Raw genomic sequence first — 18,297 nt, forward strand, 5'->3', positions numbered from 1 at the left:
CCTTTAACCCTCACCCACCCATGCACTGTGGGAGCGGGCTTGCTCGCTATAAAGACAACTCGGTCTGTCTGTGGCACCGAGTCAATCCAATCGCGAGCAAGCCCGCTCCCACCGATCGTACGGCTACAGGGTTTTGTGGTGTGCCCGGTATGCTTTAACGACTGATACAGGCAAGATAAAGGCCTGCCAGTTCAGAAGACAGGATGCTTATCGTGACCGAAGCTTTTATTGTCGTTTCAACCGCTGCCGAGGCTGTCGACCGCCTTGCGGCCCTGCATGAACGCGCAACCACGGCGCTAAGCCAGGCACTCAAGCGCTACCTGAAAGACCGGATCGAACCGACCCCGGAAGAACGTGCTCTGTTTCGTTACCCGGAACTGCGTCTGACCTACCGCATCCATGGCGAAGTCCCGACCACCACCCGTGCTTATGCCAAGGTGCAACTGCCTGGCACCTACAGCGTCACCGTCACCCATCCCGCCGCGTTCCGTCACTACCTGCTAGAGCAGTTGGTGCCGTTGATGCGTGATTTCACCGTGGTGGTCGAAGTCGGTGTCAGCCAGCAAGACATCCCGTACCCGTACGTGGTTGAGCAGGGCGACGAGCTCGCGGGCTCCGGCGTAACGGCCGCCGCCCTGGCGCGGGTGTTCCCGAGTACCGACCTGTCGGCCGCCACCGATGGCATCGCCGATGGCCTGTACGACTGGGAAAACACCGATCCGCTGCCTCTGGCGCTGTTCGATGCGGCCCGCGTCGACTTCTCGCTGCGCCGCCTGGTGCACTACACCGGCAGCGACTGGCGCCATGTGCAGCCGTGGATCCTGCTGACCAACTACCACCGCTACGTGGACCAGTTCATCCTCCATGGCCTTGAGCAACTACGGGATGACCCGCGCTTTGTACGCATGGTCATGCCCGGTAACGTGATCATCGAAAAGTCCATGGACTACGGCGAAGCCCAGGCAATTGCTGCCGGTGTGGTGTGGCACCGCTATCAAATGCCGGCGTATCACTTGCAGGCCAGCGACGGCCACGGCATCACGCTGGTGAACATCGGTGTCGGCCCTTCCAACGCGAAAAATATCACCGACCACCTGGCCGTGCTGCGCCCGCATTGCTGGCTGATGATCGGCCACTGCGGCGGGCTGCGCCAATCGCAGACCATCGGCGACTACGTGCTGGCTCACGCCTACATGCGCCGCGACGGGATTCTGGACCGCGTCGTACCGCCGAACATCCCGATCCCTGCATTGGCCGAAGTGCAATTGGCGTTGCAGGAAGCGGCCGCCCAGGTCACTGGTGAACGCGGCGATGAGCTGAAAAAACGCCTGCGTACCGGCACCGTGTTGACCTACGACGACCGTAACTGGGAATTGCGCTGGGCGCAGGAGCGTCCGCTGATCAACCTGTCCCGTGCGGTCGCGGTGGACATGGAAAGCGGCACCATCGCGGCCCAGGGCTACCGTTTGCGGGTGCCGTACGGCACGTTGCTGTGTGTCTCGGACAAACCCCTGCACAGCGAAATCAAACTGCCGGGCTCGGCCAACGCGTTTTATGAACGGGCCGTGAGCCAGCACCTGAAAATCGGTATCGCTGCCGTCGACTTGATGCGTGGCCAGCTCAACTCGCTGCACTCGCGCAAACTGCGCAGCTTCGACGAACCGCCGTTCCGTTGATTCAAGTGGTCATTTAGCGATCAGGGCACTAGCATGACCAGCCCTGATCGCTAGATGTTCTTTTTGTCATGTCCCGTTCTGCTCGTCCCGCCCCACGCCGTCCGGCGCCTAAAAGCACCAGCCCCACTGCTGCCAATCGCCGTGTGGCCAAGGCACCGCCAGCTGAGCCCAAATTGTTTCTGTTCAACAAACCGTTCGATGTCCTGACCCAGTTCAGCGACGAAGGCGGGCGGGCGACTCTCAAAGACTTTATCCCGATTCCGGGGATCTACCCGGCCGGGCGCCTGGACCGTGACAGCGAAGGCTTGCTGCTGCTGACCAATGACGGCCAGCTACAGGCCAAAATCGCCGATCCCAAGCACAAGCTGCCAAAAACCTATTGGGTGCAGGTGGAGGGCGAGCCGACAGCAGAGCAATTGCAGCAACTGCGTGACGGTGTGCAATTGAATGACGGCAAAACCCTGCCCGCCGAAGCGCGAGCGCTGGAAGAACCTGAACTGTGGCCGCGTAACCCGCCGGTGCGGTTTCGCAAAAGCGTCCCGACGTCGTGGCTGGAGTTGGTGATTCGCGAAGGGCGTAACCGCCAGGTTCGGCGCATGACGGCGGCGGTGGGGTTGCCGACGCTGCGTCTGGTGCGGGTGCGCATTGGCGACTGGACGATTGAGGGGCTGGAGCAAGGCCACTACAAAGAAGTGCCGGCGCGGTTATAACGCGCCAGACTCGATCAGGCCGATCACCACGCTTTTGATCACAAACGCGGCGACCCCAAGTCCGAGCACAAAAAACAGAATCATCGAACCAAAGCGCCCGGCCTTGGATTTTTTCGCCAGGTCCCAGACGATAAAGCCCATAAACAGGATCAGCACGCTGACCAGTATCGTCATCATCCATTCTTCAAATACGGCAGGATCCATTGGGGTCTCCATCGATCGCGTGTTGGGGCGCTCGCAATCCTGTAGCCGCTGCCGCAGGCTGCGATAAGGGCCGAAGGACCTTCGTTTGTGCGTGCTGAGCCGGGGTTGCTACGCAACCCATCGCAGTCTTCGGCAGCGACTACAGGGTGTTAATCACGTACGCAAATGCGTCAACGGCAACTCGGTGCTGTTGAGCACCTGGTTCAGCACAAAACTGGAACGTACGCTGGTCACGCCATCAATGCGGGTCAAATGGCCCAGCAGCAGCTTTTGATAATGGTCCATGTCCGGTACGACCACTTTCAACTGGTAATCGGCGTCTATGCCCGTCACCAGGCTACACTCCAGCACTTGCGGCAGCGTACGAATCGCCGCTTCAAAGTTCTCAAAACGCTCAGGGGTATGGCGGTCCATGCCGATCAGCACATAGGCCGTGAGGCTCAACCCCAGCAGCTTGCGGTCCAGCAACGCGACTTGGCGCGAGATATAACCGTCGTCTTCCAGTTGCTTGACCCGACGTGAGCAAGGTGAAGGCGACAGCCCGATACGTTCGGCCAATTCCTGGTTAGAGATGCGCGCATCACGCTGTAATTCCGCCAAAATGCTTAGGTCGTACCGGTCCAGTTTGCTCACGTAGACACCCTTTGTAATAACTATTGCGGCAAAGTATCCATCTGAAGGCAAAAATTGCGCAAGTGCTATTTTATTCAGCAATCTTCGCAATCCTCTGCCGGCGCCTCAGGCCTATTCTTATTACCAGAATCACTGCCCGGACATAGAGTCCACTGCGGCCGCCGAATCAGGCCTGCCGCGGCCGCCAACCCAACAGGGTTGCCCCGGCCCCCGGGCTACGCACTGTCCAGAAGACGGGGCGAGGTGAGCCAACATCACAAGTGTTGAGCCAGGACGGAAAAATTCAAAGGGCGACCGACGGGTCGCCCTTTTTTATTGTGCGCGCAAATAAAGTACGCAACCGCTAGCCTTGAGCAGAACCGCTTTGCGGTTTTCCAGTCTTATGATTACGCGCCCCCTAACCCGAGTGAGGAACATCATGAAATCGCGCATCTGGCGTTTGGCCACGGTTGGCTTGCTCTGTGTGAGTGTCACCGGCCAAGTACTGGCTGATGAGCGAGGGGATGGAAACTCTCAAGAAGCACGGCCTAACGGTGGTCAGCATTGGCAAGAAGGTAATCAGCCGCGCGGTGAGCAGCGCCAGGGTCGACCGGAGGGTTGGCAGGGCAATGCGCAGCGCCCTGAGAATAGGCCGCAGCAAGGCAATCAGCCGCGCCCTGAAAATCGCCCGCCGCAGGCTAATCAGCCTCGCCCGGAGTTTCATCCACAGCCCGGCAACCCTGGCCCTCAACAGCATTTTGAGGTGCGCCCCGGGCAGCAGCATCCGGGGCCGCCAGTGAGTAACCTGCCGATTCAGCCGCGCCCAAATGCTGTGCAGCAGACCCAGATGCCCAACCGTGGCGGCAACCAGAACTGGCAAGCCGGTGGTCAAAACTTCAGGCCCGGTGGCAATAATGTTCACCCCAATGATGTGCGCTGGGCCGGTCGCCCGGACGGGCATGGCAATGGCTGGGGTCCTGGCCCGCAATACCGTCCCGGTTATGCCATTGACCGGTTCCCGGGCCAATATCGCCAAGTGCCGTATCGCGGGCAGAACTTCTTCTTTTCAGGGGGCTACTGGTATCGCCCCGAAGGTCCGCGCTACATCGTGGTGCAGCCGCCCTACGGGATTCGTGTCAGCATCATCCCCAGTTATGCGCGTGAGGTGTGGGTAGGCAGTTCGCTGTTCTTCCTCGCGGCCGGGTCTTATTACGCGTACCAGCCGGCAACCCAGGACTACATTGTGGTCGAGCCACCGGCGACGATTGTGCAGCCAGCGCCGCAACCGGTGAGTAACGGTTATGACGTGGTGGCGTATCCGGCCAATGGCCAGACCCCGGCGCAAATTGATCAGGATCGTTACGACTGCTACCGCTGGGCGGTTGACCAGAGCCATTTCGACCCGGCCCACATTGCCTACGCCCCCGCGCCGGCCGTGGTGCAGACCTATCGGCAGGCTGAGGGCAATTGCTTGAATAGTCGTGGGTATCAGGTGACGTATTAAAACTGCCGGGTTGCTCAGCAACCCTTCGCAGCCTTCGGCAGCGACTACGGCGCTGCCTTGGGTTTGACGACCTCCTGTGGGTCCGCATGCACCAGCACCTCGGCCCGTGGGTAGGCGTTTTCGATGGCTGCTGCCACTTGGTCACTCAGGGTGTGAGCGTCCAGCAAGCTGAGTTGGCCCGGTAGCTCAAGGTGCAGTTGCACAAACCAGATGCTGCCCGAGATCCGGGTGCGTAAATCGTGCGCGCCCAAAACACCCGGCACAGCGCAGGCCAAAACCAGCATGTTTTCGCTGACGTCGGTGGGTAATTCTTCGTCCATCAGTACCGAAAAACTCTCGCGTGCAATCTGGAAGGCGCTCCAGAGGATGTACACCGCAATCCCCAGACCAAACCACGCATCCAGCTGCGAGAAGCCCACGGCGGCGAAGACCAGCGCAACCAGAATGCTGCCGTTGAGCATCAGGTCTGAACGGTAATGCAGCGAATCTGCGCGCACCGCGTTGGAGCCCGTGGCCTTGATCACGCGGTGTTGCAGGATCAGCAGGCCCACCGTCATTACCAACGAGAACACAATCACGGCAATGCTGATCCACGGCGCGTTGACCGGCTCGGGGTGTTTCAATCGGTCGAACGCCTGAAAGGCAATCAGCACCGCACTCACGCCAATAAACAGCGCTTGCGCCATGCCCGCCAACGATTCCGCTTTGCCGTGGCCATAGCGGTGATCGTCATCGGCCGGGCGTAGCGCGTAATGCACCGCCAACAGGTTGAGGAACGAGGTCACGCCATCGAGCAATGAGTCTGTCAGCCCGGCGAGCATGCTGACCGAACCACTGAGCCACCAGGCGATGGCTTTGGTGATGATCAAAATACTGGCCACCGCCACCGAGGCGCGGGTGGCCAGGCGTAACAGGCGAGCGTGTTCCGGACTGCTAGTCATTGGCCTTCCTTTATCAGGCTGCGGGGATCAAGCCATACATCGCTAATTGCTGGGTGCTGCCTTTGTGCTGGATCAGGCGTGGATCGTTCAGCGGGAAGCTGCGGCCCAGCTCGCTTTCCAGAATGGCCTGCAGCTTGCTGTTATCCACTTTGCCGTCAGCACCAATGGCTTGCTGAAGTTTTTCCGGGGCGATTTGCGCGGTCTTGCCCGGCGGCAAATAAATAGCGCCGGTGGCGAAGTCGACGCCAAACGCGATCAGGCCCGGAATCACGTAAAACAACAGCCCGATGCCATCGAGCACCACCACCACCGGGTCGATCTTGCCATCAATCTGGCCACGACGATCGGGAAAGAAAATACTGCCGCAGGCGGTCAGCTGAGTGAGCAGCGTCGCAACCACGACACCGCCAATGACGCGGGAAAATGTACGCATAGGAAAACCTCTAACACGCTGAAGAATTAAGACCACGCTTAACGCATAACCGTTCGCCGTTATACTCGCCGCTCTGTTCTGGAGCCACCATGATTTCTTTGCCGATTGATGAAGTTTTACCTGCACTGCGTCAAGCCTTGCGTGAGCGCCACGAAGCGGTGCTCGAAGCACCGCCCGGCGCCGGTAAAACCACCCGTGTGCCGCTGGCCCTGTTGAATGAGCCATGGCTGGCCGGTCAGCGCATCGTGATGCTGGAGCCGCGACGCCTGGCAGCGCGGGCTGCCGCCGAGCGATTGGCCAGCGAACTGGGTGAGAAAGTCGGCGAAACCGTGGGTTATCGCATCCGTCTGGACAGCAAAGTCGGCCCCACCACACGCATCGAAGTGGTCACCGAAGGCATTCTGACCCGCCGTCTGCAAGAAGACCCGGCGCTGGAAGGCGTCGGGCTGCTGATTTTTGATGAGTTCCACGAGCGTAGTCTGGATGCCGATCTGGCGTTGGCCTTGAGCCTCAACGGCCGTGAGCTGTTTCGCGATGAGCAGCCGCTGAAAATTCTGCTGATGTCGGCCACCCTCGAAGGCGAGCGGTTGGCCAGCCTGTTAGACGATGCCCCGGTGTTGCGCAGCGAAGGGCGCATGTACCCGGTGGCGATGCGCTGGGGACGGCCTTTTGTGCCGGGCGAGTTTATCGAGCCGCGTGTGGTGCAAACCGTGCTGGACGCTATCCATGACGAGAGCGGCAGCGTGCTGGTGTTTTTGCCCGGCCAGGCCGAGATCCGTCGCGTCACTCAACAATTGGCTGATGCCCTGGGCCAACGCAGCGACATTGCGCTATGCCCCTTGCATGGCGAGCTGGATCTGGCCGCGCAGCGCGCCGCCATCGAACCAGCGCCCAGCGGCACACGCAAAGTGGTGCTGGCCACCAACATCGCGGAAACCAGCCTGACCATCGACGGCGTGCGCGTTGTGATCGATGCCGGGCTGGCGCGGGTGCCGCGTTTTGACCCCGGCAGCGGCATGACCCGCCTCGACACGCAGCGCATCTCCCGCGCCAGCGCCACCCAGCGGGCAGGCCGGGCCGGGCGATTGGAGCCGGGGGTGTGTTATCGGCTGTGGTCCGAAGACCAACACGCGCAACTGGCGGCCTATGGCAGTGCTGAAATCCTCCAGGCCGATCTGGCCGGGTTGGCCCTGCAACTGGCGCGTTGGGGCGTCACCCCGGAGCAACTGACCTGGCTCGATGTGCCGCCTGCCGCGAGTTATGCACAGGCCCGGCAACTGCTGGAACGCCTGGGCGCCTTGGGTGGGCTAAAACTGACGGCCCATGGCGAAGCGATGGCCCAACTGCCGGCGCACCCGCGTATCGCGCATTTGTTGCTGCGCGGGCACGATCTGGGGTTGGCGGCGATGGCCTGTGACGTGGCCGCTTTATTGGGTGAACGCGATATTTTGCGCGGCGCCGGGGCCGATGTGCACAGCCGTTTGGCCTTGTTGTCCGGTGAAAACCGGGCGGCGCGGGGCGGGCAGGGCGGGGTGCAGCGTGCCAGGCAACTGGCCCGGCAATATCAGGGCTACTTGCGCGGCAAGCCTGCCCAGCCGGTGGCCGACCCCGATCATTCGCGTTGGCTGGGCGCCTTGCTGGCGCTGGCCTATCCCGATCGCATCGCGCAACAGCGCAAGCCCGGCGGCGCCGAATACCGGCTGGCCAATGGCCGGGCGGCGTTGTTCAGCGAAGTCGACGGCTTGATGAAACAGCCGTGGCTGGTGGTTGCCGATTTGGGCAGTCGTCAGGGCCAGCGTGAAGAGCGCATTTATCTGGCCGCCGAGTTTGATCCGGCGCTGTTGGACGGTGTACTCAATGAGCAAGTCAGCGTTGTGGACCAGTTGGACTGGGACGAGCGCGAAGGGGTATTGCGCGCCGAACGTCAGCGAAAAGTGGGCGAACTGGTATTAAGCCGTGAACCCCTGACCGGCCTTGATGAGGCGTCGCGGACTCAGGCACTGGTCAACCTGGTGCGGCGCAAAGGCCTGGAACTGCTCCCCTGGACGCCTGAACTGCGGCAATGGCAAGCGCGGGTGGCGTTGCTGCGTCAGCTCGATGTAAGCAACCAGGGCCAAAGCGAATGGCCGGACGTGAGCGATGCGGCGTTGCTGGCCGGGCTTGAGGGCTGGCTGGGGCCGTACCTGGGGCGGGTGTCGCGGCTTAGCCATTTTGCCAGCCTCGACCTGTCGAGCATTGTGCATAACTTGCTCAAATGGCCGCTGCCCCAGCGTCTTGACGAACTGGCACCGCAACACATCAAAGTGCCGTCGGGTTCGTCGGTGCGTCTGGACTACAGCGAGCACCCGCCGATTCTTGCGGTGCGCCTGCAAGAACTCTTTGGCCTGGCAGACACCCCGCGCATCGCGGGCGGGCGTCAGGTGGTCAAACTGCACCTGCTGTCACCCGCCCGGCGCCCGGTGCAAGTCACCCAAGACCTGGCTAACTTCTGGCGCAGCACCTATGCCGAAGTGAAAAAAGACCTGAAAGGGCGTTATCCCAAACATTACTGGCCCGATGACCCGTTGGTGGCCGAAGCGACGGCCCGGGCCAAGCCAAGAAAGAGTTGAGGCCCTAAACCTTCACGCGGCGCCAAGGGTGGCGAGGTTGCAGTACTGGCCTTTGAAATACAGCAGTGGCTGCGTCGCCGCCGCTTCTTGCAGGTTTAACGCTTTGACTTCGCCGATCACGATCAGGTGATCACCGGCGACGTGCTCGGCGTGAATTTCGCAATCAAGCCAATGCAGGCTGCCCGCGATAACCGGGTTGCCCAGCGGCGATGGCTGCCAGTCGACGCCGTGCCATTTGTCGGTGCCTTTGCGCGCGAACTGGTTGGAAATCTCCACCTGCTCGCCCGACAGGATATTGACCGCGAACCGACCCGCCTGACGAATTCTCGGGTAGCTGGCTGAACTGGCCATAACGCTAAAAGACACCAGCGGTGGGCTCATCGACACGCTATAGAACGACTGGCAGGTGAAGCCAATCGGCTCGTCATCCACGTGTGATGTAATCACCGTGATACCGGATGCGTAGTGCCCTAGGGCTTCGCGAAAGCTCAAGGGTTCGATCGCCGTACGAGGAAGTGCCATGGTGGGTCCTGAATAGGGATAAGCCTGAAGTCGGCCGCTTAAATGGGCTGACTTCAGGCGTTACTCGTGTTTAAAGCTCGCAGGCAGTGCTTACTTCGACAGTTCTCTGCGGATGATCTCGGCGCCAGCCGTCAACGCTTGCAACTTGCCGCGTGCAACGTGACGTGGCAGCGGGGCCATGCCGCAGTTGGTGCATGGGTACAGTTTGTCGGCGTCTACAAACTGCAGCGCCTTGCGCAGGGTATTGGCCACTTCCTCGGGTGTTTCGATGGTGTGCGAGGCCACATCAATGGCGCCTACCATCACTTTTTTGCCGCGAATCAGTTCCAGCAAGTCCATGGGGACATGGGAGTTGTGGCATTCCAGCGAAATGATGTCGATGCTGGATTGTTGCAGCTTGGGGAACGCCTCTTCATATTGGCGCCACTCTGAACCCAAGGTTTTTTTCCAGTCAGTGTTGGCCTTGATGCCATAGCCGTAGCAGATATGCACAGCCGTTTCACACTTGAGGCCTTCAATGGCTCGTTCCAGGGTCGCCACGCCCCAGTCATTCACTTCGTCAAAGAACACGTTAAAAGCGGGTTCATCAAACTGAATAATATCGACGCCCGCCGCTTCCAGTTCCAGGGCTTCCTGGTTAAGAATTTTGGCGAATTCCCAGGCGAGTCTTTCGCGGCTTTTATAGTGGTTGTCGTACAGCGTATCGATCATGGTCATAGGACCTGGCAGCGCCCATTTAATGGGTTGCGTGGTCTGTTGACGCAAGAACTTGGCGTCTTCCACAAACACCGGCTTTTGCCGCGCAACAGCCCCTACTACGGTGGGGACGCTGGCGTCGTAACGGTCACGAATCCTGACAGTTTCGCGCTTCTCAAAATCAACGCCGCTGAGGTGTTCAATAAACGTGGTGACAAAGTGTTGGCGTGTTTGTTCTCCATCACTGACGATATCAATACCGGCGTGTTGTTGTTCTTGCAGGGCCAGTAACAAGGCATCTTGTTTGCCTTCAATAAGCTCTTCACCTTGCAACTTCCAGGGTGACCACAGTGTTTCGGGTTGTGCCAGCCAGGACGGTTTCGGCAAGCTGCCGGCCGTTGAAGTAGGGAGCAATTTTTTCATCGTGAATAGCCTTGTCTTAATAAGTCGTTAAAGAGCGTAATGGGCGGACCACTGCTCAAGAATGGCGTGGTGCGGCTTGATAAAGTGCTCTTCAACAAAGGTGCCTTGTTCAATCGCCAACCGGCTGCGTTCTTCTCGGTCGTAAACAATTCGCGTCAGTGAGTAATCCTGGTGTTTCAAACTCGGCTGATAGGCTTTGCCGGCGGCAGAGTTGGCGTTGTAAATCTCAGGGCGATAGATTTTCTGGAAGGAATCCATCGTGCTGATGGTGCTGATCAGTTCAAGGTTGGTGTAATCACCCAGCAAGTCACCGGCAAAGTAAAAGGCCAGCGGTGCCACGCTGTTCGGCGGCATGAAATAGCGCACCTTCAAGCCCATTTTTTGGAAGTAATCATCGGTCAGGGAGTATTCATCCTGCTGGTATTCAACGCCCAGCACCGGGTGCTGGTTTTCCGTGCGCAGGTAGGTCCTGCTGCTCGACACGCTCAGGCAGATCACCGGCGGTTTGTTGAAGTGTTCTTTGTAGGTCGTTGAATTAACAAAGCACTTGAACAGTTGGCCGTGCAATTCACCAAAGTTGGCCGGGGTGCTGAACGTTGATTGGCCTTTATTGTGGTCCAGCAACAGCACGCTAAAGTCATAATCGCGCACATAAGAAGAAAAGTTATTGCCTACAATGCCTTCAATACGCTCGTGTGTGTGCTGGTCGATAATATGGGTTTTCAATATTTCAATCAGTGGCAGGGCATTGTCACTGTGCTCTGCATCAAGGCTCATGGCGACCGAAATGATTTCAAGTTCCACCGCATAACGGTCGCCCTTTGGGTTGTCCCAATGTGCCAGCGTATTGAAATGGTTGTTGATCATTTTCAAGGTGTTGCGCAAGTTCTCTTGGCGATGTTCGCCTCGGGCCAAGTTAGCAAAGTTGGTCGTAATGCGCGTCGTGTTTGAAGGCTGATAGTTTTCATCAAAGCGAATGCTCTTGATAGAAAATGTGAATTCTCTGCTCATTATGATCTGACGCCTTAATAGAAGAGATAAACCAGAACAGGGCTTTCTGGTTTGTCTCTTGATAATCTTTATGTTGTTTCTAATTAAGGGGCATTCTGGACGAGAAGTTCAGCGATAGATAATGAATTGATTTCAGCAAATCGTTAGTGATGCTCATGATGCGCTGCCGAGCCCGCGACAGCAGGGTTTGCCGGGTTACAGCTGGCCCATCAGCCAGTCCTTGAACACCGCGATGGGCCGGTGATTGGCCTTGTGCGGCGGGATGAGCAGGTAGTAGGCCGTCCCGGTCGGTGAAATGGAGTCGAACGGGATGCGCAGGGTGTTGTTGGCCAGCTCGTCCTTGACCAGAAAACGCGGCAACAGCCCGACCCCGATGCCCGACGACACCGCCTGGATCAGGTGGGTGGTGAGTTCGAATTGCGGGCCTAGCCTCAACCGGCCAGGTTGGCAATTCTGCATTTTGAACCACTCAAGCCAGAGGTGCGGGCGCGGGGCGACCTGCAGCAACTGTGCAGAGCGCAGGTCTTCAGCGCAGGTGTAGCGCTCAGCCTCGGCATTGCTGCTGCCCACCAGCGGGACCAGTTCCTCATCGAAAAGCTTGTGCGAGACCACATGGTGCCAGACCCCTTCACCGACACAAATGGCGGCATCCAGCCCGGTGGTGGTGAAGTCTACGGTGCTCGCACGCGAGTGGATATGCACAAGGATTTCGGGGTGTTTGGCATAAAAATCACTCATGCGCGGCAACAACCACTTGGTACCGAACGTCGGCAATACGCCCAAATGCAAAGACCCGCCGCCACTCCGGTAGGCCAGGGCCTGCATGGTGGCGTCGCGAATTCGAGCCAGCGCTCCGGCAACTTCCACGGAATAAATACGACCCACTTCCGTCAGCGTAATGTGCCTGCCAACTCTGTCGAAGAGCAAAACCCCCAGCAGTTCTTCCAATGACTGAACTTGTCGGCTAACTGCACTTTGCGACAGGCTTAGTTCTTCGGCCGCGCGCGTGAAACTGCCATGTCGGGCAGACGCTTCGAAAGCCAGCAAGGAAGAGATTGAGGGGTTAAGGGTCCGAGGATTCATGCTGACTCTGCGTGAATAAATCGATGGTCGGGGTGCGCAAACAGCGCTTTAAATCAAAGGGCCAGCATACGACATTTGCTTGATCAGCACAGCGTGATCAGCCGCACGGTCAAACACTCGGCCCTCTAAACCCCCGTGATTATGGTCTGTGATCCCCGTTTTAGAGGCTTTGACGGGGCTCTCGCGCGCCTGTAGGAAAAATCGCCCCTCATCTCATTCATGTGTTTTCTGCATGTATAGAGGCATTTTTTCTCGGTTTGGATGTGGGCCTTGCTGTGGCAATCTTCGCGCCTTACTGCAATCGCGCATGGCGTCAAAGGCCTCGTCGGTTTGCTAGCTAACCGGCGCATGAACGATTCATTCAGATGAGGTGTTTTGCCAGATTAGTTAGACAGTGGTTTACCGCGATATCCATTAAGCCTAAAAAAATAAGAGTTCTTAACTATGAGCACTGCCATTGAAAAGCAGGTGACACGCAAGATCTTTCTGAGGCTCTTGCCGCTACTGATCTGCCTGTACATCATTTCCTATCTGGATCGGGTCAACGTGGGCTTTGCCGCCCTGACGATGAACGCTGACATTGGCCTGAGCGCTGCCGTTTATGGCTGGGGCGCGGGCTTGTTCTTCATCGGTTACTGCCTGTTCGAAGTACCCAGCAACCTGCTCATGGCGAAAGTCGGTGCACGCCGCTGGATTGCCCGCATCCTCTTCACCTGGGGGCTGATCGCCACCTGCATGGCATTGGTTCAGGGCCCAAAAAGCTTCCTGATCATGCGCTTCCTGCTGGGGGTGGCTGAAGCGGGCTTCTTCCCTGCGGTCATTCTGTACCTCACCTACTGGTTCCCGGTGCGTTACCGCGCACGCATCATCTCGATTTTCATGCTCTCCATCCCGATCTCGCTGGCCATTGGTGCTCCGGTCTCGACGGCGCTGTTGCAACTGGATGGCGCGCTGGGCCTCAAAGGCTGGCAGTGGCTCTTCCTGATTGAAGGGATCCCGGGCGTGCTGCTGTTCGGCGTGGTCCTCAAATACCTGCCGGATTCGCCAAAGCAAGCGGCCTGGCTGAGCGATGAAGAACGTCAGTGGTTGATGACCGAGCTGGATAAAGATGCCAAGGCGCACCCTGTCGCGCTGGACGGAAAGTCGTCCCTGTGGAAAGTGTTCTGCAACCCGTCAATCCTTGCCCTGTGCATGATTTACTTCTGCGCGACGGCTGCCAACATTGGCCTGTCGATGTTCTTGCCACAGATCATCAAGCAGCAAGGCTTCAGCGGCATGGACATCGGCTGGATCACCTCGATTCCTTACGTTGTCGGATGCATCGGCATGGTGACCATCGGCTTCCTGTCGGACCGTTTCCAGAAGCGCACGGCCTTCGTCATCATTTCCCTGTTGTTTATCGCCGGTGGCCTGGGCACGGCGGGTTGGCTGACCGGCAGTAACCTGGCCATCATCGCGATGTGTGTGGCGACGGTTGGCATCATGGGCGCCAAGGGACCTTTCTGGCCACTGCCAGCGCTGTACCTGAGTGGCAGCAGTGCCGCGGCGGGTATTGCCCTGATCAACTCGGTCGGTAACCTGGGTGGTTTCTTTGGCCCTGGCATCATTGGTGCGCTCAAGGAAATGACAGGCACTTACGAAAGCGGTCTGTACCTGCTGGCCGGGCTTGCGCTGTTTGGCATCCTGATCACTGTGATCTTCATTTCCGACAGCGGCAAAGCGAAGAAAGACCAGCCAGTGAATGACGCGCTGGCAGCCCGCAACTGATCATCTGCGAGCAATAAAAAAAGGGGGGTGACCGGTAACGGTCGCCCCCCTTTTTCGTTGTGTTTGCTCAATCAGCCGGCAGCAAGAACCGCCCGACCACCGGCAGGTGATCTGACACAGCCTGGGTGTCCTCCTGGCGCACATAGCCTTCAACGCGTTGCAGTTTGGGGCTGTAGAACAGGTAGTCGAGGGTGCGGTCAGGCTCGCCGACGGCGGGGTTGTTGGGGAAGAAGGTCAGCCATTGCTCGCGGTCGATGCCGGTGGCTTCCGGGTTGCTGGGGAGCATCGGGTACTTTTCCCACAATAGATGCAGCTCGCTGTCAGGCGAGTAGCCCAGACGCTGCTCGGCGGGCAGGCGCAGGAACTGGCCGATGGGCAGCAGGTTGAAGTTGCCGCCAATCACCCAGGGTGTGCCCTGGCTTTCATATTTGTCGACCAGCGCTGCCGCCGCTTGCATTTGGCGCTTGAGGTTGCTGTTGTTGAGGGTCGCAGCATCAAGTTGCGTGTTGATGGCCACCAGTTGCCCACCGTCATTGAGCGGCAAGTAGCTGACCAGCATGGCGGGCTTGGGCTGGAATTGACGGCTGATCAGGTTGCTCTCGGCCACCGGCAATTGCAGGCGCTCGGCGTGTTCGATCTGGTAACGGCTGAGGGTGACGATCTTGCGGCCGACGCTGCCGAAAATATGCCGGTCGGGAACAAAGTCGGCTTTCCAGGTAAACGCCTGGGTGCTGCACGGGTAGAGGTCGACCAGGCGTTCCTGCAACAAGGCGAGCTGGTTTTGATAGTCGCTGGCCTTGGCTTCTTCGTCGAGGTCTTGCAGCAGGATCAGGTCGGGCTGCTCATCGCGAATCACCCGCGCCACTTCATCCAGGCTGAAGGCCATGTCTTCTCGGTTAGGGCGGTCATCCGGGCCGCTGCCGTCGATCAGGTTGTACCAGAACACATAGCGCTTGCCGGCCAGGTACTGGACGTTCCAGGTCATGATCTTGATCGCTTGCCCGGCCACCAGCGTGGGAGCGGCGACGGGGCAACTGACCGCCAGCACCTCTTTAGCGTCCGGGCGCCACGTAACGCTGTAAATCAGGCCAGCCACAACCGCTGAGGTCAGCACTAAACCTAATACAGTGGGGCGCAGTATACGTGGCATGGGCTCTGCTTATGAGGGGCGAAGGAGGTGCCGAGCATACCTGACGGCAGCGCGGCCCCCCAAGGCTCTGGGTATAGGAATTTTTCTTGGTTATGTGTCGGACTTTTCGCTTATCAACATAAAGAGCCGGAACAGAACCACCGAGAGGAACAACTGCAGAAAACTGTTGAAGCTTTCCAACGCCACCGTCACCACCGCGTTGGTGTCTTCAGGGACCAGCGAAAAGCTCAGTTGCTTGAGCAGGAGTAAAGGCCCCATGACCGCCAGAATGCAGACGAAGATCCGCCAGAAATGGCCGCGGCTCATGATCAGGCTCGACTTGATGGCCGTCAGCGGTGGTTGGCCGCGCAGCACCAGGTTGTACTCGGAAAACGCCAGAACCACGGTGAGGTAGATGCCAGGAATAAAGAACATCGACAGCCCCAGCACAATCAGCAGCGTGCTGATGGCGGCGAGCAGGGCGAACTTGGGCCACAGGCTGAGCGCCCGGGCCAGCACGTCGCGGTTGCTCGGGCTTTCGCCCCGGCTGCGGGCATCGAGAAACACAATCAGCGCCCCGGTGTACAACGGGTAGACCAGCAGGCCGACGATCAGCGCGTAGCCCTGTGATGCATTAGGGCCTACCGCGTCGTCCACAACGTATTGCAGCACGGCTTCAAGAATCACCAAGGGCAAGCACAGGGTGATGACTTGGCCGAGGTTGCGCTGGATGAAGTACAGAGAGTCACGAAGAACGGTAAGCGGATTCATTGTCAGGTTTCAGCAGTCTGGAAACAGTCCGCCACTTTAACCGATGACACGCGACGGTTAGCAAATGTAAAGCTGGGTAAAGGTTCATTGAAACTTCTCGTAACGTCCCCATAACTTTTGAGTGCCTACTGTAGTGGGCGGTTAGCAGATTTTTCGACAATCGAACGAGGTCGTCATGAACAGCGAAGAGCAAACCCTGATTGACGGGCTATTTACCCGGTTGCAACAGGCTGAACGAGAGGCGGCCCCGCGAGACGCGCAAGCGCAGTCGCTGATCAACGAGCACATTGCACGCCAGCCGTTGGCGACGTATTTCATGACCCAGGCGATTCTGGTGCAAGAGGCGGCGATCAAGCAGCTCGACCAACAGAACAAACAACTGCAAGCCGAGTTGCAGCAAGCCCGCGCTGCGGCGGCTGCACCTGCGCCGGCCGCTACGGGCGGCAGTTTTCTGTCCAGCCTGTTTGGTGGCGGCAGCCGTGAGCCAGCTCCGGCGCCCGCACCGAGCCAGTCATTCAGTGCCCCGCCAAGCTCCGGCGGCTGGCGCGACGGCCCATCTTCAGCACCGCCTGCATCAGCGCCGGCCTACGCGCCGGCACCTGCGGCAGCAGCGCCCGCGGCGGGCAGCGGATTTCTCGGTGGTGCCTTGAAAACTGCCGCCGGTGTGGCCGGTGGTGTGATGCTCGCCCAGGGCATCAGCAGCTTGTTCAGCCATCATCAGCAGCAGCCGCAAGTGGTTGAAGAAATCATCGAAGAGCCGACATCGGCGGGCGGCAATGGCTGGGGCAATGACAACCAGCAGTTCGCCAACAATGACCGGTCCGGCTTTGATGGCGGCGGTTTCAACGACGATGACAGCTTCTATTCAGACGACGATTCCTTCGTCTGATCCCCCAACGCCCGGCGGCTAATGGCTCGCTGGGCGGTTTATCCGCGCAAACCCTCGGCAGGCTGGCATACTGCGGCCTTGTGTTTTACCTACCTGCCCGCTTGCCTGGGCCTCAAGAGGTTTGCCGGTGAAAAAAATTGCGGTCTTCGCGGATGTGCAGAACCTCTATTACACGGTTCGCCAGGCCTATGGCTGCCATTTCAACTACGCGGCGCTGTGGGCTGATATCAGCCAGCACGGTGAAATTGTCGAGGCGTACGCCTACGCCATTGACCGGGGCGACAGCAAACAGCAGCAGTTCCAGCAAATCCTGCGCAACCTGGGCTTCACGGTAAAACTCAAACCTTATATTCAGCGCAGCGATGGCTCGGCCAAGGGCGACTGGGACGTGGGCATTACCATCGACATCATGGACTCGGCAGCCAATGTCGACGAAGTGGTGCTGGCCTCGGGTGACGGCGACTTTGACCTGCTGCTTGAGCGCATTGCCAACAAGCACGGGGTCCAGACCGTGGCCTATGGCGTGCCCGGCCTGACCGCCAACTCATTGATCCGCGCGGCCACTCGCTACGTGCCGATTGAAGGCAACTTGCTGCTTAAATAACGCTCATTTTTGACAGGATTGATCAGGTTTGGAACGCATTGCGGTCATCGACTTTGAAACCACCGGGCTTTCGCCGAGCAGTTCGTGCCGGGCCACTGAAATTGCCGTGGTGATACTTGAACAGGGGCGCATCGTCGAGCGTTACCAAAGCCTGATGAACACCGGCGTGCGGGTGCCGGGGTTTATCGAGCAACTGACCGGCATCAGCAACGCCATGCTGCGCACCGCGCCGCCTGCCGAGCGGGTGATGAACGAGGTCAACGAGTTCGTGGGGATTACCCCGCTGGTGGCACACAACGCGGCGTTTGACCAAAAGTTCTGGGACTTTGAAATGGGCCGCATCAAGCGCACCCGTTTGCAGAACTTTGCCTGTTCGCTGTTGCTGGCCCGGCGGCTGATGCCGGCCGCACCCAATCACAAGCTGGGTACCCTGACCGCCTTTGCCGACTTGCCCCACACCGGGCAGGCTCACCGGGCTATGGCCGATGCGGAAATGGCCGCCAACCTGATGACTTACCTGGCCGAGCAACTGCGCCAGCAGTACGGGCTGAAAGCGCTGGATCACGACCTGCTGTGTAAATTGCAGAAAGTCCCGGCAGCGAAGATCAACGAACACCTGAAGCGTTATCGCGGTTTCTAAAACGTTTATTCCCGTGTAGGAGCGAGCTTGCCTCGCGATCTTTTGATCGTTGAAAAGATCGCGAGGCAAGCTC

Annotated in this window: 18 protein-coding genes; 8 read left to right on the top strand and 10 right to left on the bottom strand. The window is 58.9% G+C overall.

Going from position 1 to position 18,297, the window contains the following annotated elements; genetic code table 11:
• The first annotated feature begins 203 nt into the window (after positions 1-203).
• Together amn and QMX84_RS22465 are read left to right on the top strand one after the other, a co-directional pair.
• A complete protein-coding gene (amn, locus tag QMX84_RS22460) occupies positions 204-1,676 on the top strand; it encodes an AMP nucleosidase (RefSeq protein WP_153335827.1) in 1,473 nt (490 codons plus the stop codon).
• A gap of 143 nt (positions 1,677-1,819) precedes the next feature.
• A complete protein-coding gene (locus QMX84_RS22465) occupies positions 1,820-2,386 on the top strand; it encodes a pseudouridine synthase (protein WP_162207676.1) in 567 nt (188 codons plus the stop codon).
• Here QMX84_RS22465 and QMX84_RS22470 read toward each other — a convergent pair.
• Positions 2,381-2,590, bottom strand: a complete 210-nt coding sequence (locus QMX84_RS22470; protein ID WP_048367598.1) for a DUF2788 domain-containing protein — start codon at positions 2,588-2,590, stop codon at positions 2,381-2,383. The two genes, QMX84_RS22465 and QMX84_RS22470, sit on opposite strands and share 6 nt — an antisense overlap.
• A 153-nt stretch (positions 2,591-2,743) precedes the next feature.
• Positions 2,744-3,223 (bottom strand): Lrp/AsnC family transcriptional regulator, encoded by a 480-nt coding sequence (locus QMX84_RS22475; protein WP_048367596.1) that lies wholly within the window; start codon positions 3,221-3,223, stop codon positions 2,744-2,746.
• A 418-nt stretch (positions 3,224-3,641) separates the two neighbouring features.
• Here QMX84_RS22475 and QMX84_RS22480 point away from each other — a divergent pair, with 418 nt between their 5' ends.
• On the top strand, positions 3,642-4,706 hold the full coding sequence (locus QMX84_RS22480) for a DUF6515 family protein (protein WP_153392376.1): 1,065 nt from the start codon (positions 3,642-3,644) through the stop codon (positions 4,704-4,706).
• 44 nt (positions 4,707-4,750) lie between these two features.
• Here QMX84_RS22480 and QMX84_RS22485 read toward each other — a convergent pair whose 3' ends face one another.
• Together QMX84_RS22485 and QMX84_RS22490 are read right to left on the bottom strand one after the other, a co-directional pair.
• On the bottom strand, positions 4,751-5,647 hold the full coding sequence (locus QMX84_RS22485; RefSeq protein ID WP_262123807.1) for a cation diffusion facilitator family transporter: 897 nt from the start codon (positions 5,645-5,647) through the stop codon (positions 4,751-4,753).
• Between the two features lie 13 nt (positions 5,648-5,660).
• Positions 5,661-6,080: a polyribonucleotide nucleotidyltransferase gene (locus QMX84_RS22490; protein WP_123752047.1), complete on the bottom strand. Its 420-nt coding sequence runs from the start codon at positions 6,078-6,080 to the stop codon at positions 5,661-5,663.
• An 89-nt stretch (positions 6,081-6,169) separates the two neighbouring features.
• On the opposite strand from QMX84_RS22490, the gene hrpB reads away from it, so the two are divergent.
• Complete coding sequence (gene hrpB, locus QMX84_RS22495; protein WP_282364824.1) at positions 6,170-8,689, top strand: ATP-dependent helicase HrpB; 2,520 nt, start codon at positions 6,170-6,172, stop codon at positions 8,687-8,689.
• A 12-nt stretch (positions 8,690-8,701) separates the two neighbouring features.
• Here hrpB and QMX84_RS22500 read toward each other — a convergent pair whose 3' ends face one another.
• The 4 genes from QMX84_RS22500 to QMX84_RS22515 all read right to left on the bottom strand — a co-directional run bounded on the left by QMX84_RS22500 (position 8,702) and on the right by QMX84_RS22515 (position 12,424).
• Positions 8,702-9,211 carry a flavin reductase family protein gene (locus QMX84_RS22500; RefSeq protein ID WP_282364825.1) on the bottom strand — a complete coding sequence of 170 codons (510 nt, stop codon included), beginning with the start codon at positions 9,209-9,211 and terminating at the stop codon, positions 8,702-8,704.
• 90 nt (positions 9,212-9,301) lie between these two features.
• Complete coding sequence (locus tag QMX84_RS22505) at positions 9,302-10,330, bottom strand: methionine synthase (RefSeq protein WP_282364826.1); 1,029 nt, start codon at positions 10,328-10,330, stop codon at positions 9,302-9,304.
• Positions 10,331-10,357: 27 nt separating this feature from the next.
• On the bottom strand, positions 10,358-11,341 hold the full coding sequence (locus tag QMX84_RS22510) for a DUF1852 domain-containing protein (RefSeq protein ID WP_123752050.1): 984 nt from the start codon (positions 11,339-11,341) through the stop codon (positions 10,358-10,360).
• A gap of 195 nt (positions 11,342-11,536) precedes the next feature.
• Entirely contained in the window at positions 11,537-12,424 is an 888-nt protein-coding gene (locus QMX84_RS22515) for a LysR substrate-binding domain-containing protein (protein WP_123752051.1), read from the bottom strand.
• 444 nt (positions 12,425-12,868) lie between these two features.
• On the opposite strand from QMX84_RS22515, the gene QMX84_RS22520 reads away from it, so the two are divergent.
• Positions 12,869-14,191, top strand: coding sequence for an MFS transporter (locus tag QMX84_RS22520; protein ID WP_262123810.1), 1,323 nt, complete (start codon positions 12,869-12,871; stop codon positions 14,189-14,191).
• A gap of 67 nt (positions 14,192-14,258) precedes the next feature.
• On the opposite strand, the gene QMX84_RS22525 is transcribed toward QMX84_RS22520, so the two are convergent.
• Positions 14,259-15,341: an endonuclease/exonuclease/phosphatase family protein gene (locus QMX84_RS22525; RefSeq protein ID WP_262123811.1), complete on the bottom strand. Its 1,083-nt coding sequence runs from the start codon at positions 15,339-15,341 to the stop codon at positions 14,259-14,261.
• A gap of 90 nt (positions 15,342-15,431) precedes the next feature.
• Positions 15,432-16,091, bottom strand: a complete 660-nt coding sequence (locus tag QMX84_RS22530; RefSeq protein ID WP_153435299.1) for a YciC family protein — start codon at positions 16,089-16,091, stop codon at positions 15,432-15,434.
• A 175-nt stretch (positions 16,092-16,266) separates the two neighbouring features.
• Here QMX84_RS22530 and QMX84_RS22535 point away from each other — a divergent pair, with 175 nt between their 5' ends.
• The 3 genes from QMX84_RS22535 (at position 16,267) to QMX84_RS22545 (ending at position 18,224) form a co-directional block, all read left to right on the top strand.
• The gene (locus QMX84_RS22535) at positions 16,267-16,980 is read left to right on the top strand and encodes a DUF2076 domain-containing protein (protein ID WP_282364827.1); all 714 of its coding nucleotides are present in this window, start codon (positions 16,267-16,269) and stop codon (positions 16,978-16,980) included.
• A 127-nt stretch (positions 16,981-17,107) separates the two neighbouring features.
• Positions 17,108-17,584, top strand: coding sequence for an NYN domain-containing protein (locus QMX84_RS22540; protein ID WP_048367811.1), 477 nt, complete (start codon positions 17,108-17,110; stop codon positions 17,582-17,584).
• A 28-nt stretch (positions 17,585-17,612) separates the two neighbouring features.
• Complete coding sequence (locus QMX84_RS22545) at positions 17,613-18,224, top strand: 3'-5' exonuclease (RefSeq protein ID WP_262123813.1); 612 nt, start codon at positions 17,613-17,615, stop codon at positions 18,222-18,224.
• The last annotated feature ends 73 nt before the right edge of the window (positions 18,225-18,297 follow it).

The organism is Pseudomonas sp. PS01297 (assembly GCF_029959305.1).
GTDB classification, from domain to species: Bacteria; Pseudomonadota; Gammaproteobacteria; order Pseudomonadales; family Pseudomonadaceae; genus Aquipseudomonas; species Aquipseudomonas helleri.